A 13,862-nucleotide genomic window follows, 5' to 3' on the forward strand; every position below is an offset into this window, starting at 1 on the left:
CCCCCGCCCCCCGCCCACACCCCCCACCCCCCCCCCACACACCACACCCCCCCACCCCGAACACACTTCCCCCCCCCCCCCCGCCCGCGCCCCGCCCCCCCCCCCCCCCCCCCCCCCCCCCCCCCCCCCGCGCCCGATGCCTTTCCCGATGCATGACGGTGCGACAAACAGCGCGCCGACAAACTGAGACTGCATCACGCTGATAAATCCGTATGGCTCGCCATCCTGTTCCCAGACCCAGGTTTCCGCCGACGGCAGGTAAACGTCCCGCACCATGGCTTCATTCTCTTTCCAGTAACCCGGCTCGATAAACGGATGCGCTTCCGTGGTGCTTTCAAGCCACAGGCTCAGAAGCGGCGCGGTATTCTCACTTTGCCATTTGCGGATCATGATGGCCTCCCGGATGACAGAAGCAGCCGGTAACGTGGTCGTTGACCAGGCCACAGGCCTGCATAAAGGCGTAGCAGATGGTGGAACCGACAAACTTAAAGCCGCGTTTTTTCAGGGCCTTCGAGAGCGCATCCGAGGCCGGGGTAGAGGCCGGGATTTCCGCGAGCGTGGCGGTTTGGGTGACCTGCGGATCGTTGTTCACAAACGTCCAGACAAAATCTGAGAACGATTCGCCGTTTTGTTCCATCGCCAGGTAAGCGCGTGCGTTACCGATGATGGCCTGGATCTTACCGCGATGACGGATGATGCCGGCGTCCTGCACCAGGCGTTCCACGTCTTCATCGGTCATCGCAGCGACGGCGACAGGATCGAACTGGTGGAAGGCGTTGCGGTAGTTTTCGCGTTTCTTCAGTACCGTAATCCAGGACAACCCCGCCTGCTGGCCCTCCAGGCAGATCATCTCAAAGAGTTTTTTGCCATCCGTTTCCGGCACGCCCCATTCCCGATCGTGATAGTCGATATAAAGCTGATCCTGGCTCACCCAACCGCAACGTTCCATCCGTCATCTCCCTTATTGATACTGATTTCGCAAAATTTTCATTCTGACTGGCTTGACGTGTTTACTATAAAGACAATAGTTAATACAAGGGCTATAAGCTCTTCCTGAATAACGACAAATATCGCCGAATTCGGCTCTCTCTGGGGTCGCGTTGATGATGATAAAAAAAATCAGTGGTCGCCATGCTGCTTCTGGCCTGGTGGGGATTTCAGCCTGCCTGTTTTTTTGTAATACAGCGTCTGCCTGGCAACAGGAATATATCGTTTCAGACGCCCAAAATAATACGGCGGAACGCTATACATGGGACGCGGATCACCAACCGCGTTATGAGGATATTCTTGCTGAGCGTATTCAGTCTTCGCAAAACGCGCCGGGTCTTGCCCTGAATATACCGTCTGGCAGCACGCCGGAGGGGACGATGAGCGTGGGCTGGAATTTTCCGGTTTCAGCGCGTATAACCACCGGTCCGGTGGTGGCGTGGCGATACGACGGCACGGCTCCCATGATGATCAACGAGTTTGGTGATAGCGCGTCGACGCAGGCAATCACCGACCCGCTCTGGCATGCCAGCGTCAGCACGCTGGGGTGGCGCGTGAATACCCAGTACGGCGATCTTCGTCCGTGGGCGCAGATTAGCTATAACCAGCAGTTTGGTGAAAACCAGTGGAAATCGCAGTTTGGCATGCCGCAAACGCCAGCCCCTGCCCAAAACGGTAGCTGGATGGACGTCACCGTGGGAACGGATATTCCTTTTAATACGCACGTCGCGGCCTATGCGTCGCTGGCTCAGGGGGAGCACACCACCACCGGTGAGGAGTTTTTATACACCCTCGGCGTTAGCGCAAATTTCTAGAGTTGTTACTTTTTTAAACGTTACGATAACATCTAGAATACAATAACCACGGGCTTTACAGCGATAGCGGATACTAACATGCTGTCGCTTTATTCCCGGGCCAGGCCATTCATTCCCGATTCCAGGCATTTCATTCCGTTCCGCCTGCATTTCATGCCGTTTTACCCCAGGCGTATTAAGGTTTTGTTTATCGTTGTCCTCAGCGAACTTCCTTAATTTCTCTTGCAGGACGACTGCCATGAACACATCAAATTATAACCGCACGCGCTGGCTCACGCTCTTTGGCACCATCGTCACCCAGTTTGCGCTGGGGTCGGTCTATACCTGGAGCCTGTTTAACAGCGCGCTTTCCGACAAACTCGGCGCGCCGGTCAGCCAAGTTGCGTTCTCCTTTGGTCTGCTGAGCCTGGGTCTGGCGATTTCGTCTTCCGTCGCGGGCAAGCTGCAGGAGCGTTTTGGCGTGAAGCGTGTGACCATGGCGTCCGGCATTCTGCTGGGTTTGGGCTTTTTCCTGACGGCGCATTCCAGCAACCTGATGATGCTGTGGCTGAGCGCCGGCGTGCTGGTGGGTCTGGCCGATGGCGCAGGTTACCTGCTGACCCTGTCGAACTGCGTGAAGTGGTTCCCGGAGCGTAAAGGCCTCATCTCCGCATTCGCCATCGGCTCCTATGGCCTGGGCAGCCTCGGATTCAAATTTATCGACTCCCATCTGCTGGCGTCCGTTGGCCTCGAAAACACCTTTATGATCTGGGGCGCAATCGTGCTGGTGATGATTCTGTTCGGTGCCACGCTGATGACCGATGCGCCGCAGCAGGAGGTCAAATCCGTTAACGGCGTGGTGGAGAACGACTTCACTCTCGCGCAGTCCATGCGTAAACCGCAGTACTGGATGCTGGCGGTGATGTTCCTGACGGCCTGCATGAGCGGACTGTATGTCATCGGCGTGGCGAAGGATATCGCGCAGGGGATGGTGAAGCTGGATGCGGCCACGGCGGCGAATGCGGTGACGGTCATCTCCATTGCCAACCTTTCCGGTCGTCTGGTGCTCGGTATTCTGTCTGACAAAATTGCCCGCATCCGTGTGATTACGATTGGGCAGGTGGTTTCGCTGGTCGGCATGGCGGCGCTGCTGTTCGCTCCGCTGAATGAAGCCACCTTCTTTGCGGCGATTGCCTGCGTGGCCTTTAACTTCGGCGGCACCATTACCGTCTTCCCGTCACTGGTAAGCGAGTTCTTTGGCCTGAACAATCTGGCGAAAAATTACGGCGTTATCTATCTTGGCTTCGGGATCGGCAGCATCTGCGGCTCGCTGATTGCCTCTCTGTTCGGTGGGTTCTACGTGACCTTCTGCGTCATATTTGCCCTGCTGATTATCTCGCTGGCGCTCTCGACCACGATTCGCCAGCCGCAGCGTGAAGTATTCAAAGAAGCGCACGCGTAAGCAGTATGAAAGAGGCCTCTGTGGCCTCTTTTTTCTTTATGCGAGACACTTCCCGTCTCGATATTTTGTAAAAATTTATACCGATCACACTCTCTGCTGCCACTTTTCTCTCCCGCTGTGGTCTACTTATCGCGCTTGTAGACGTTTCTAATAACGCTTCCTTACGCATTTACTTACTCTGTCCGCTTTCTCTTTGAGATTCGTCGGGTTTTTATACCCCTTCCCCCAGGGTTGTTTGCATGAAATACATTAGGTCTCTTACCCAGCAAAGATTGTGTCTGATGCTGGCTGTCTATATCGGATTATTTCTGAATGGCGCGGTACTGTTCAGAAGAGTGGAAGGTTATTTTGAACACCTTACCGTGAGTAATGGTATTTTTGCCGCCATTGAAGTGTTCGGCTCCGTCCTCGCTACCTTCTTCCTCTTACGCCTGCTGTCCCTTTTTGGCCGACGTACCTGGCAAATTTTGGCCTCGCTGGTGGTGATTATTTCCGCCGCCGCAAGCTATTACATGACCTTTATGAACGTGGTCATTGGGTACGGTATCGTTGCCTCGGTGATGACCACGGATATCGATCTCTCGAAAGAGGTGGTAGGGAAAGGCTTTATCGTCTGGACAGTTTTAACCTGTCTGATACCGCTGTTCTTTATCTGGAACAATACGTGCCGCTATACGCTGTTACGCCAGCTGCGCACCCGTGGACAGCGGATCCGCAATATCGTCGTTGTCCTGCTGGCCGGACTGCTGGTATGGGCGCCAATCCGCCTGATGGAAACGCAGCAAAAACGCGTCGAAAAAGCGACGGGCGTGGATATGCCAAGCTATGGCGGCGTGGTGGCAAACTCCTATTTGCCGTCTAACTGGCTGTCAGCGTTAGGTCTGTATGCCTGGGCGCAGGCGGACGAATCCAGTGATGTGAAATCGCTGATTAATCCACTGAAAAAATTCACCTACCAGCCGCCAGCCGACGGGATTGATGATACGTACGTCGTCTTCGTCATCGGTGAAACGACGCGCTGGGATCATATGGGTATTCTCGGCTATAACCGGGATACCACGCCAAAGCTGGCGCAGGAGAAAAACCTGGTGGCTTACCGTGGCTACTCCTGCGATACCGCAACCAAGCTCTCGCTGCGCTGTATGTTTGTGCGTGAAGGCGGTGCAAGCGATAACCCGCAACGCACGCTGAAAGAGCAGAACGTGTTTGCCGTGCTGAAGCAGCTTGGGTTTAGCTCTGACCTGTTCGCCATGCAAAGTGAGATGTGGTTCTACACCAACACGCTGGCAGATAACATTGCGTACCGCGAGCAGATTGGCGCCGAACCGCGTAACCGCGGTAAAAACGTCGACGACATGCTGCTGCTGGAAGAGATGTCGCAATCCCTCAAGAACCATCCGCAGGGCAAGCATCTGGTTATTCTGCATACCAAAGGGTCGCATTACAGCTACTACCAGCGCTACACCCGTGATTTTGCGAAGTGGCAGCCTGAGTGCGTGGGCATTAATAAAGACTGCAGCAAGCAGGAGCTGATCAACGCCTACGACAACTCGGTGCTGTACGTGGATACCTTCCTGAGCCGGGTGATCGACCAGCTGCGCGATAAAAAAGCGATTGTGATTTACGCGGCAGACCACGGTGAATCCATCAATGAGAAAGAGCACCTGCACGGTACGCCGCGCAAGCTGGCACCGCCGGAGCAGTTCCGCGTGCCGATGATCATGTGGATGTCGGATAAGTATCTTGAAAATCCGGAGAAGGCGAAGATGTTTGCTCAGCTGAAAAAAGAGGCGGAGATGAAGGTGCCGCGTCGTCACGTTGAGCTGTACGACACCATTATGGGTTGTCTCGGCTATACCTCACCGAATGGTGGGATTAACGAAAACAACAACTGGTGTAAACTCCCTGATAACAGCGTAAAAGCCGCGCAGTAGCTGCCCTGGCGAGAATATCGCCAGTTGAATGGCTTTTTGAAAATAAGGGATTGACGGGGGCGCACCTCAGCAGTAAGATGCGCTCCGCATTCGGCGAGTAGCGCAGCTTGGTAGCGCAACTGGTTTGGGACCAGTGGGTCGGAGGTTCGAATCCTCTCTCGCCGACCACATTCTGAAAAGGGCTAACCGCAAGGTTAGCCCTTTTTGCATTATGATCTTATCCCGTCAGAGTATCCAAAACGCCCCTTAGGCCTGCTTCTCCCTGCCTGTTAACGATTTTGTGACATAATCCATTGTATTTTTTTATATATAGATTGATCTTTTTTCGCGTTGCTTATGGATAACCTCAGCATTTTTCGCTGTGCGTTTTAACGTTCGCGGTATTTAGTGCTCAGATAATCACCATTCTGCAAGAAAATTTACCCATTCTGAATAAAAGTTAATCACTGATTGTTGCGAAATATGAAGAGACTTGTGCTGCAAGATAGCGAGTAGCATAAATTTCCCTGCTGAAAACTGGCATACATAGTTTTTTTAATCTTTGTTTGCGGTTTCTCACACTCAGCGTAAATCCCCGTCACCTGTATTGACGTTTTCACATTCTGTTGACAGATTGTAGGGCATGAGGGGCATTTCAGGGACGATCTGCGCTGCAACTCAAACGCTCTTCTGAAAGGATTCTCCATCCCTTTAAAGCCTTCGGGCATCACCGACCGGACCGGGTAAAAAATAAATAAAGGTCTGGCGGCGTAACACAACAAAGCAAAACATCACATTGGAGCAGAATAATGAGTATTTCCTTGAAGAAGTCAGGGATGCTGAAGCTTGGTCTGAGCCTGGTGGCTATGACCGTGGCAGCAAGCGTACAGGCAAAAACCCTGGTTTACTGTTCTGAAGGCTCGCCGGAAGGCTTTAACCCACAGCTCTTTACCTCTGGTACGACTTACGACGCAAGCTCTGTACCGATCTATAACCGTCTGGTTGAATTCAAAACCGGTACCACGGAAGTGATTCCGGGTCTGGCCGAGAAGTGGGACGTCAGCGAAGACGGTAAAACCTATACCTTCCACCTGCGCCAGGGCGTGAAGTGGCAGGACAGCAAAGAATTCAAACCAACGCGCGACTTTAACGCCGACGACGTTGTGTTCTCCTTCGACCGTCAGAAAAACGCTCAGAACCCGTACCACAAAGTGTCTGGCGGCAGCTATGAATACTTCGAAGGGATGGGTCTGCCAGACCTGATCGCTGAAGTGAAAAAAGTGGACGATAAAACGGTTCAGTTCGTGCTGACGCGTCCGGAAGCGCCATTCCTGGCTGACCTGGCCATGGACTTCGCTTCAATTCTGTCCAAAGAGTACGCGGACAACATGCTGAAAGCCGGTACGCCGGAAAAAGTCGACCTGAACCCAATCGGTACCGGTCCATTCCAGCTGCTGCAGTACCAGAAAGACTCCCGCATTCTGTATAAAGCGTTCGAAGGCTATTGGGGCACCAAGCCGCAGATCGACCGTCTGGTCTTCTCCATCACGCCTGATGCGTCAGTGCGTTATGCAAAACTGCAGAAAAACGAATGCCAGGTAATGCCGTACCCGAACCCGGCTGATATCGCCCGTATGAAGCAGGACAAGAACATCAACCTGCTGGAGCAGGCTGGCCTGAACGTGGGCTATCTCTCCTTCAACACCGAGAAGAAACCGTTTGATGACGTGAAAGTGCGTCAGGCGCTGACCTACGCGGTGAACAAAGAAGCGATCATCAAGGCGGTTTACCAGGGCGCTGGCGTTGCTGCCAAAAACCTGATCCCACCAACCATGTGGGGTTATAACGACGACGTTAAAGACTACACCTACGATCCTGAGAAAGCGAAAGCGCTGCTGAAAGAAGCGGGCCAGGATAAAGGCTTTACCGTTGAGCTGTGGGCGATGCCGGTACAGCGTCCGTACAACCCGAACGCACGCCGTATGGCGGAAATGGTTCAGGCTGACTGGGCTAAAGTTGGCGTTCAGGCCAAGATTGTGACCTACGAGTGGGGCGAGTACCTGAAGCGCGCCAAAGCGGGTGAGCACCAGGCGGTAATGATGGGCTGGACCGGTGATAACGGGGATCCGGACAACTTCTTCGCCACCCTGTTCAGCTGCGCGGCGGCGAAAGACGGTTCTAACTACTCTCGCTGGTGCTACAAGCCGTTTGAAGACCTGATCCAGCCGGCGCGTGCGACCGACGATCACAACAAACGTATCGAACTGTACAAGCAGGCTCAGGTTGTTATGCACGATCAGGCTCCGGCGCTGATTGTTGCTCACTCCACCGTATACGAGCCAGTGCGTAAAGAAGTGAAGGGCTATGTGGTTGATCCACTGGGCAAACACCACTTCGAAAACGTATCTGTTGAATAATAAGTAGGGTGTTCTCCCTCTCCCTCTGGGAGAGGGCAGGGGTGAGGGGATGCATGCATCCCCTCACCCTAACCCTCTCCCGCTGGGAGAGGGAATTTACATTTGTGAGCAATACAGACGTCACGCCACTGGTCGTGCGTCATCAGAGAGAATCCGGGTTATGTTGCAGTTCATCCTCCGACGTCTGGGACTTGTTATCCCCACGTTTATCGGTATCACCCTTCTCACTTTTGCCTTCGTCCATATGATCCCCGGCGACCCGGTAATGATTATGGCGGGCGAGCGTGGTATTTCCCCTGAGCGCCATGCACAGCTGCTGGCGGAACTCGGTCTCGATAAGCCGATGTGGCAGCAGTACCTCCACTATATCTGGGGCGTATTGCACGGTGATTTAGGGATTTCGCTGAAAAGCCGTCTTCCGGTGTGGGACGAGTTCGTGCCGCGTTTTAAAGCGACGCTGGAGCTTGGCGTCTGCGCCATGATTTTCGCCACTGCGGTGGGTATTCCTGTTGGGGTACTGGCTGCCGTCAAGCGTGGCTCTATTTTTGACCACACCGCCGTGGGCCTGGCGCTGACCGGCTACTCCATGCCTATCTTCTGGTGGGGCATGATGCTGATCATGCTGGTATCGGTGCAGCTTAACCTGACACCGGTCTCCGGGCGCGTCAGTGATATGGTCTTCCTTGATGACTCCAACCCGCTCACCGGATTTATGCTGATCGATACGGCTATCTGGGGCGAAGAGGGCAACTTCATTGATGCCGTGGCGCACATGATCCTGCCTGCCATGGTGCTGGGCACCATTCCTCTGGCGGTGATCGTGCGAATGACCCGTTCATCGATGCTGGAAGTGCTGGGTGAGGATTATATCCGCACCGCGCGCGCCAAGGGCCTGACGCGTATGCGCGTCATCATCGTCCATGCGCTGCGTAATGCCATGCTGCCGGTGGTGACCGTTATCGGCCTTCAGGTGGGGACGTTGCTGGCGGGGGCGATCCTGACCGAAACCATCTTCTCCTGGCCGGGCCTTGGACGCTGGCTGATTGACGCGCTGCAACGCCGTGACTATCCGGTTGTGCAGGGCGGTGTACTGCTGGTCGCGACGATGATTATCCTCGTCAACCTGCTGGTCGATTTGCTGTACGGCGTGGTGAACCCGCGTATTCGTCATAAGAAGTAAGGGACCATCATGTCACAAGTCACTCAAAATAAAGTGGTCGCTGCACCGGTTCCTATGACGCCGCTGCAGGAATTCTGGCACTACTTCAAGCGCAATAAAGGCGCGGTGGTAGGGCTGGTGTATGTCGTAATCATGATCCTGATTGCGGTGTTTGCGAACTTCCTCGCACCGTATAATCCGGCGGACCAGTTCCGCGATGCGCTGCTCGCGCCGCCTGCGTGGCAGGATGGCGGTAGCCTGACGCACCTGCTGGGTACCGATGACGTGGGTCGCGACGTGCTGTCGCGTCTGATGTACGGCGCGCGCCTGTCGCTGCTGGTAGGCTGTCTCGTTGTTGTGCTGTCGCTGATCATGGGCGTTGTACTCGGCCTGGTTGCCGGTTACTTCGGCGGCATCGTTGATAACATCATCATGCGTATCGTCGATATCATGCTGGCGTTGCCAAGCCTGCTGCTGGCGCTGGTTCTGGTGGCGATCTTCGGCCCGTCGATAGGCAATGCCGCGCTGGCATTGACCTTCGTGGCGCTCCCTCACTACGTGCGTTTAACCCGTGCGGCGGTGCTGGTGGAAGTGAACCGCGATTACGTCACGGCCTCTCGCGTGGCGGGTGCCGGTGCGATGCGCCAGATGTTCGTGAATATCTTCCCTAACTGCCTGGCGCCGCTGATTGTTCAGGCGTCGCTCGGTTTCTCTAACGCCATTCTTGATATGGCCGCTCTTGGCTTCCTGGGCATGGGTGCGCAGCCGCCAACACCGGAGTGGGGCACCATGCTCTCCGACGTGTTGCAGTTCGCACAAAGCGCCTGGTGGGTTGTCACCTTCCCGGGTCTGGCAATCCTGCTGACGGTGCTGGCATTTAACCTGATGGGTGATGGCCTGCGTGATGCGCTTGATCCCAAACTGAAGCAGTAAGAGGCACGAGATGGCGTTATTAAATGTAGATAAATTATCGGTGCACTTCGGCGACGAAGGCACCCCGTTTCGCGCCGTGGACCGCATCAGCTACAGCGTAAATCAGGGCGAAGTGGTTGGCATTGTCGGGGAGTCCGGTTCCGGTAAGTCAGTGAGCTCACTGGCGATCATGGGGCTGATTGATTACCCGGGCCGCGTGATGGCGGAAAACCTGCAGTTCAACGGTCAGGATCTGAAGCGTATTTCTGAAAAACAGCGCCGCCAGCTGGTGGGCGCCGAAGTGGCGATGATTTTCCAGGATCCAATGACCAGCCTGAACCCTTGCTACACCGTTGGTTTCCAGATTATGGAAGCGATTAAGGTGCATCAGGGCGGGAATAAGAAAACCCGTCGTCAGCGCGCGATCGACCTGCTGAACCAGGTGGGGATTCCTGACCCGGCATCACGTCTGGACGTTTACCCGCACCAGCTCTCCGGTGGGATGAGCCAGCGCGTGATGATCGCGATGGCGATTGCCTGTCGACCAAAACTGCTGATTGCGGATGAACCGACGACGGCGCTGGATGTGACCATTCAGGCGCAAATCATCGAACTGCTGCTGGAGCTGCAGCAGAAAGAGAATATGGCGCTGGTGCTGATTACGCACGATCTGGCGTTGGTGGCCGAAGCCGCGCACAAAATCATCGTGATGTATGCCGGCCAGGTGGTCGAGACCGGGAATTCACACGATATTTTCCGCGCGCCGCGTCATCCGTATACCCAGGCGCTTTTACGCGCGCTGCCGGAGTTTGCTCAGGACAAAGCGCGTCTGGCATCGCTGCCGGGTGTGGTACCGGGTAAATATGACCGTCCGCAGGGCTGTCTGCTCAATCCGCGCTGCCCGTATGCAACGGACAAATGCCGGGCAGAAGAGCCAGAGCTGAACCAGCTTGCTGACGGCCGTCAGTCGAAATGCCACTACCCACTCGATGATGCCGGGAGGCCAACACTATGAGTACGCAACAGGCCACCACGCAACAACCGCTGTTGCAGGCCATCGATCTAAAAAAATACTACCCGGTGAAGAAGGGGCTGTTTGCCCCTGAACGCCTGGTGAAAGCGCTGGACGGCGTCTCCTTTAACCTCGAACGCGGTAAAACGCTGGCGGTGGTGGGGGAGTCAGGCTGCGGCAAATCCACGCTGGGCCGTCTGCTGACGATGATTGAAGTGCCGACCGGCGGGGAGCTCTATTATCAGGGGCAGGATCTGCTCAAGCACGATCCGCAGGCGCAGAAGCTGCGCCGCCAGAAAATCCAGATTGTGTTCCAGAACCCGTACGGTTCTTTGAACCCGCGTAAAAAAGTGGGGCAGATTCTGGAAGAGCCGCTGCTGATCAACAGTAATCTGAGCAAAGAGCAGCGCCGTGAAAAAGCGCTGGCGATGATGGCGAAGGTCGGCCTCAAAACTGAGCATTATGACCGCTATCCGCACATGTTCTCCGGGGGCCAGCGTCAGCGTATCGCTATCGCCCGCGGGCTGATGCTCGATCCGGACGTGGTGATTGCCGATGAGCCGGTCTCCGCGCTCGACGTATCCGTGCGTGCGCAGGTGCTGAACCTGATGATGGATCTCCAGCAGGAGCTGGGGCTCTCTTACGTGTTCATCTCCCACGACCTGTCGGTGGTGGAGCATATTGCCGATGAAGTGATGGTGATGTACCTGGGGCGCTGCGTGGAGAAGGGGACTAAAGACCAGATCTTTAATAACCCTCGTCACCCGTATACCCAGGCGCTGCTGTCTGCGACGCCGCGTCTGAACCCGGACGATCGTCGTGAGCGTATTAAGCTGACGGGTGAACTGCCAAGCCCGCTGAATCCGCCTCCGGGATGTGCATTCAACGCCCGCTGCAGTCGCCGCTTTGGCCCATGTACCCAGCTCCAGCCGCAGCTGAAGGATTATGGCGGCCAGCTGGTTGCCTGCTTTGCGGTCGATCAGGATGAAAATGGCGAGAAGCCACAGGCATAACGAAAAAAACCGGCGCTAAGCCGGTTTTTTTATGTCTGCTTGATTATTTCCGCAGGCGAATCTGGTCGACGGCGTGCTTCTCGCTCTTGGTGAGGATCAGGCTCGCGCGCTCGCGCGTCGGCAGGATATTCTCTTTGAGGTTCACGTAGTTGATTTCATTCCACAGCCCCGTCGCCACGCCGATCGCTTCTTCTTCAGAAAGCTGGGCATAGTGGTGGAAATAGGAATCCGGATCAGTGAACGCCCCTTCGCGGAACTTCAGGAAGCGGTTGATGTACCAGTTTTGCAGCAGGTCTTCCGGCGCATCGACATAAATAGAGAAATCGACGAAGTCCGAGACGAATACGTGATGCGGGTCGTGAGGATAGTCCATCCCGCTTTGCAGCACGTTCAGACCTTCCAGAATCAGGATGTCCGGCTGGACCACGGTTTTATCCCCACCCGGGATGCGATCGTAGATCAGGTGCGAATAGACTGGCGCAGTCACGTGCGGCACGCCGGATTTCAGGTCAGAGACAAATTTCACCAGACGGTGCATATCATAAGAAAGCGGGAAACCTTTCTTCTTCATCAGCCCACGTTCTTTTAACACCTCGTTCGGGTGCAGGAAGCCGTCTGTCGTGATCAGCTCCACGCTGCGGTGTTCCGGCCAGCGGCTCAACAGCGCCTGCAGGACGCGCGCGGTGGTACTTTTACCCACGGCCACGCTGCCTGCGATACTAATGATATAAGGAATACGTTGACCGTTCGTCCCGAGAAACTGCTCCAGCACGGCCTGACGGCGCAGGTTCGAGCTGATATAGAAGTTAAGCAAGCGAGAGAGGGGGAGATAAATTTCTGCCACCTCTTCCAGGGACAGATCTTCGTTTATCCCTTTTAACCGTGCGATTTCACCTTCCGTCAGCGTCATAGGGACGGAATCACGCAGGGCAGCCCACTGGCTGCGGTTAAAGTGAAGATAAGGCGTCATTAACGTTTGCTCTTTTTTGCTCATAAGCATGCTTCAGTGAGCCAGCATCACACTGCCGGATCGTGGCTCATCACACAGTTAATTTTGGACAATGGGCAGGAGGTTAACACCAGATGACGGGAATAATAAGAAAAAAGATGGAAAGCGCTGCGTTACGCGGAAGCCGTCACGCTACGGTGAATACGGTGCAAATCACGATGATATGTTGAATATTTGACCTCAAATGACTACTTTTACAGCGTCCGATACGCTGTTCGCATAAAATGTGAGCGAAAGAACGTTTTATGCAAATTTTTAGTTGCATGACCGCGCAGGTATCCATAGAATGCGCGCTACTTGATGCCGACTTAGCTCAGTAGGTAGAGCAACTGACTTGTAATCAGTAGGTCACCAGTTCGATTCCGGTAGTCGGCACCATCAAGTCCGGTGGGGTTCCCGAGCGGCCAAAGGGAGCAGACTGTAAATCTGCCGTCACAGACTTCGAAGGTTCGAATCCTTCCCCCACCACCACTTTCTGGCAGCGTAAATGCCGCCGGAGCTGGTTGGAAAAATTAGCCAGCTCAAACTGAAAAAGAGAGAAATCTCTTTTTTTGTTACAGAAAGAACTGGGTAGCCGAGTTTCAGGATGCGGGCATCGTATAATGGCTATTACCTCAGCCTTCCAAGCTGATGATGCGGGTTCGATTCCCGCTGCCCGCTCCAATACGTGCTGATATGGCTCAGTTGGTAGAGCGCACCCTTGGTAAGGGTGAGGTCCCCAGTTCGACTCTGGGTATCAGCACCACTTCACTTCTCCTTCCCGTTTCTCTCTGTTTCAATTTTACTGTATTCAACAATTCAGGCATTTCGCCTGGTTGATGTGGTGATATCACCGATTTATCCGTGTCTTAGAGGGACAATCGATGTCTAAAGAAAAGTTTGAACGTACAAAACCGCACGTTAACGTCGGTACTATCGGCCACGTTGACCATGGTAAAACAACGCTGACCGCTGCAATCACTACCGTTCTGGCAAAAACCTACGGTGGTTCTGCTCGTGCATTCGACCAGATCGATAACGCACCAGAAGAAAAAGCTCGTGGTATCACCATCAACACCTCTCACGTTGAGTACGACACCCCGACTCGCCACTACGCACACGTAGACTGCCCAGGCCACGCCGACTATGTTAAAAACATGATCACCGGTGCTGCGCAGATGGACGGCGCGATCCTGGTTGTTGCT

11 protein-coding genes, 5 tRNA genes and 1 pseudogene are annotated in these 13,862 nt (G+C 54.7%); 14 read left to right on the forward strand and 3 right to left on the reverse strand.

Annotated elements, in window-relative coordinates:
• Positions 1–129 precede the first annotated feature (129 nt).
• Together UR289_RS21620 and tag are read right to left on the reverse strand one after the other, a co-directional pair.
• Positions 130–390 (reverse strand): annotated as a pseudogene (locus tag UR289_RS21620) (N-acetyltransferase); the annotation flags it as partial.
• A complete protein-coding gene (gene tag / locus UR289_RS21625; protein ID WP_320711571.1) occupies positions 368–949 on the reverse strand; it encodes a DNA-3-methyladenine glycosylase I in 582 nt (193 codons plus the stop codon). The gene tag and the pseudogene UR289_RS21620, both read right to left, overlap by 23 nt.
• A gap of 154 nt (positions 950–1,103) precedes the next feature.
• Between tag and UR289_RS21630 the strand changes: the two genes are divergently transcribed.
• The 9 genes from UR289_RS21630 (at position 1,104) to dppF (ending at position 11,669) form a co-directional block, all read left to right on the forward strand.
• A complete protein-coding gene (locus tag UR289_RS21630; RefSeq protein WP_047059768.1) occupies positions 1,104–1,802 on the forward strand; it encodes an autotransporter domain-containing protein in 699 nt (232 codons plus the stop codon).
• 238 nt (positions 1,803–2,040) lie between these two features.
• The gene (locus UR289_RS21635) at positions 2,041–3,243 is read left to right on the forward strand and encodes an MFS transporter (protein ID WP_047059769.1); all 1,203 of its coding nucleotides are present in this window, start codon (positions 2,041–2,043) and stop codon (positions 3,241–3,243) included.
• 239 nt (positions 3,244–3,482) lie between these two features.
• Positions 3,483–5,177, forward strand: a complete 1,695-nt coding sequence (eptB, locus tag UR289_RS21640; RefSeq protein WP_033146994.1) for a kdo(2)-lipid A phosphoethanolamine 7''-transferase — start codon at positions 3,483–3,485, stop codon at positions 5,175–5,177.
• 91 nt (positions 5,178–5,268) lie between these two features.
• Positions 5,269–5,345 (forward strand) — tRNA-Pro (locus UR289_RS21645).
• A gap of 620 nt (positions 5,346–5,965) precedes the next feature.
• On the forward strand, positions 5,966–7,573 hold the full coding sequence (dppA, locus tag UR289_RS21650) for a dipeptide ABC transporter periplasmic-binding protein DppA (protein ID WP_033146993.1): 1,608 nt from the start codon (positions 5,966–5,968) through the stop codon (positions 7,571–7,573).
• Positions 7,574–7,733: 160 nt separating this feature from the next.
• Positions 7,734–8,753 (forward strand): dipeptide ABC transporter permease DppB, encoded by a 1,020-nt coding sequence (dppB, locus tag UR289_RS21655; protein WP_023334097.1) that lies wholly within the window; start codon positions 7,734–7,736, stop codon positions 8,751–8,753.
• Between the two features lie 9 nt (positions 8,754–8,762).
• The gene (gene dppC / locus UR289_RS21660) at positions 8,763–9,665 is read left to right on the forward strand and encodes a dipeptide ABC transporter permease DppC (protein ID WP_029742039.1); all 903 of its coding nucleotides are present in this window, start codon (positions 8,763–8,765) and stop codon (positions 9,663–9,665) included.
• 10 nt (positions 9,666–9,675) lie between these two features.
• The gene (gene dppD / locus UR289_RS21665) at positions 9,676–10,659 is read left to right on the forward strand and encodes a dipeptide ABC transporter ATP-binding protein (RefSeq protein ID WP_008502772.1); all 984 of its coding nucleotides are present in this window, start codon (positions 9,676–9,678) and stop codon (positions 10,657–10,659) included.
• Positions 10,656–11,669, forward strand: coding sequence for a dipeptide ABC transporter ATP-binding subunit DppF (gene dppF / locus UR289_RS21670; protein ID WP_023309965.1), 1,014 nt, complete (start codon positions 10,656–10,658; stop codon positions 11,667–11,669). Before dppD ends, dppF begins: the two co-directional genes overlap by 4 nt.
• A gap of 43 nt (positions 11,670–11,712) precedes the next feature.
• Here the strand turns inward: dppF and coaA are convergent, their stop codons facing one another.
• On the reverse strand, positions 11,713–12,663 hold the full coding sequence (gene coaA, locus UR289_RS21675; RefSeq protein ID WP_032668002.1) for a type I pantothenate kinase: 951 nt from the start codon (positions 12,661–12,663) through the stop codon (positions 11,713–11,715).
• 317 nt (positions 12,664–12,980) lie between these two features.
• Between coaA and UR289_RS21680 the strand changes: the two genes are divergently transcribed.
• The 5 genes from UR289_RS21680 to UR289_RS21700 all read left to right on the forward strand — a co-directional run.
• Positions 12,981–13,056, forward strand: a tRNA-Thr gene (locus UR289_RS21680).
• 8 nt (positions 13,057–13,064) lie between these two features.
• Positions 13,065–13,149: transfer RNA gene (locus UR289_RS21685), tRNA-Tyr, on the forward strand.
• Between the two features lie 117 nt (positions 13,150–13,266).
• Positions 13,267–13,341, forward strand: a tRNA-Gly gene (locus UR289_RS21690).
• 6 nt (positions 13,342–13,347) lie between these two features.
• Positions 13,348–13,423, forward strand: a tRNA-Thr gene (locus tag UR289_RS21695).
• 118 nt (positions 13,424–13,541) lie between these two features.
• On the forward strand, positions 13,542–13,862 hold a 321-nt coding region (locus UR289_RS21700; protein WP_040176433.1), incomplete at its 3' end, for a GTP-binding protein.

It is taken from the genome of Enterobacter sp. 302C9 (assembly GCF_034106085.1).
GTDB lineage: Bacteria > Pseudomonadota > Gammaproteobacteria > Enterobacterales > Enterobacteriaceae > Enterobacter > Enterobacter asburiae_B.

Coding starts and splice junctions, on each gene's coding strand:
- tag (WP_320711571.1), bottom strand. CDS start 949: ATGGAACGTTGCGGTTGGGTGAGCCAGGATCAGCTTTATATCGACTAT.
- UR289_RS21630 (WP_047059768.1), top strand. CDS start 1,104: ATGATGATAAAAAAAATCAGTGGTCGCCATGCTGCTTCTGGCCTGGTG.
- UR289_RS21635 (WP_047059769.1), top strand. CDS start 2,041: ATGAACACATCAAATTATAACCGCACGCGCTGGCTCACGCTCTTTGGC.
- eptB (WP_033146994.1), top strand. CDS start 3,483: ATGAAATACATTAGGTCTCTTACCCAGCAAAGATTGTGTCTGATGCTG.
- dppA (WP_033146993.1), top strand. CDS start 5,966: ATGAGTATTTCCTTGAAGAAGTCAGGGATGCTGAAGCTTGGTCTGAGC.
- dppB (WP_023334097.1), top strand. CDS start 7,734: ATGTTGCAGTTCATCCTCCGACGTCTGGGACTTGTTATCCCCACGTTT.
- dppC (WP_029742039.1), top strand. CDS start 8,763: ATGTCACAAGTCACTCAAAATAAAGTGGTCGCTGCACCGGTTCCTATG.
- dppD (WP_008502772.1), top strand. CDS start 9,676: ATGGCGTTATTAAATGTAGATAAATTATCGGTGCACTTCGGCGACGAA.
- dppF (WP_023309965.1), top strand. CDS start 10,656: ATGAGTACGCAACAGGCCACCACGCAACAACCGCTGTTGCAGGCCATC.
- coaA (WP_032668002.1), bottom strand. CDS start 12,663: ATGAGCAAAAAAGAGCAAACGTTAATGACGCCTTATCTTCACTTTAAC.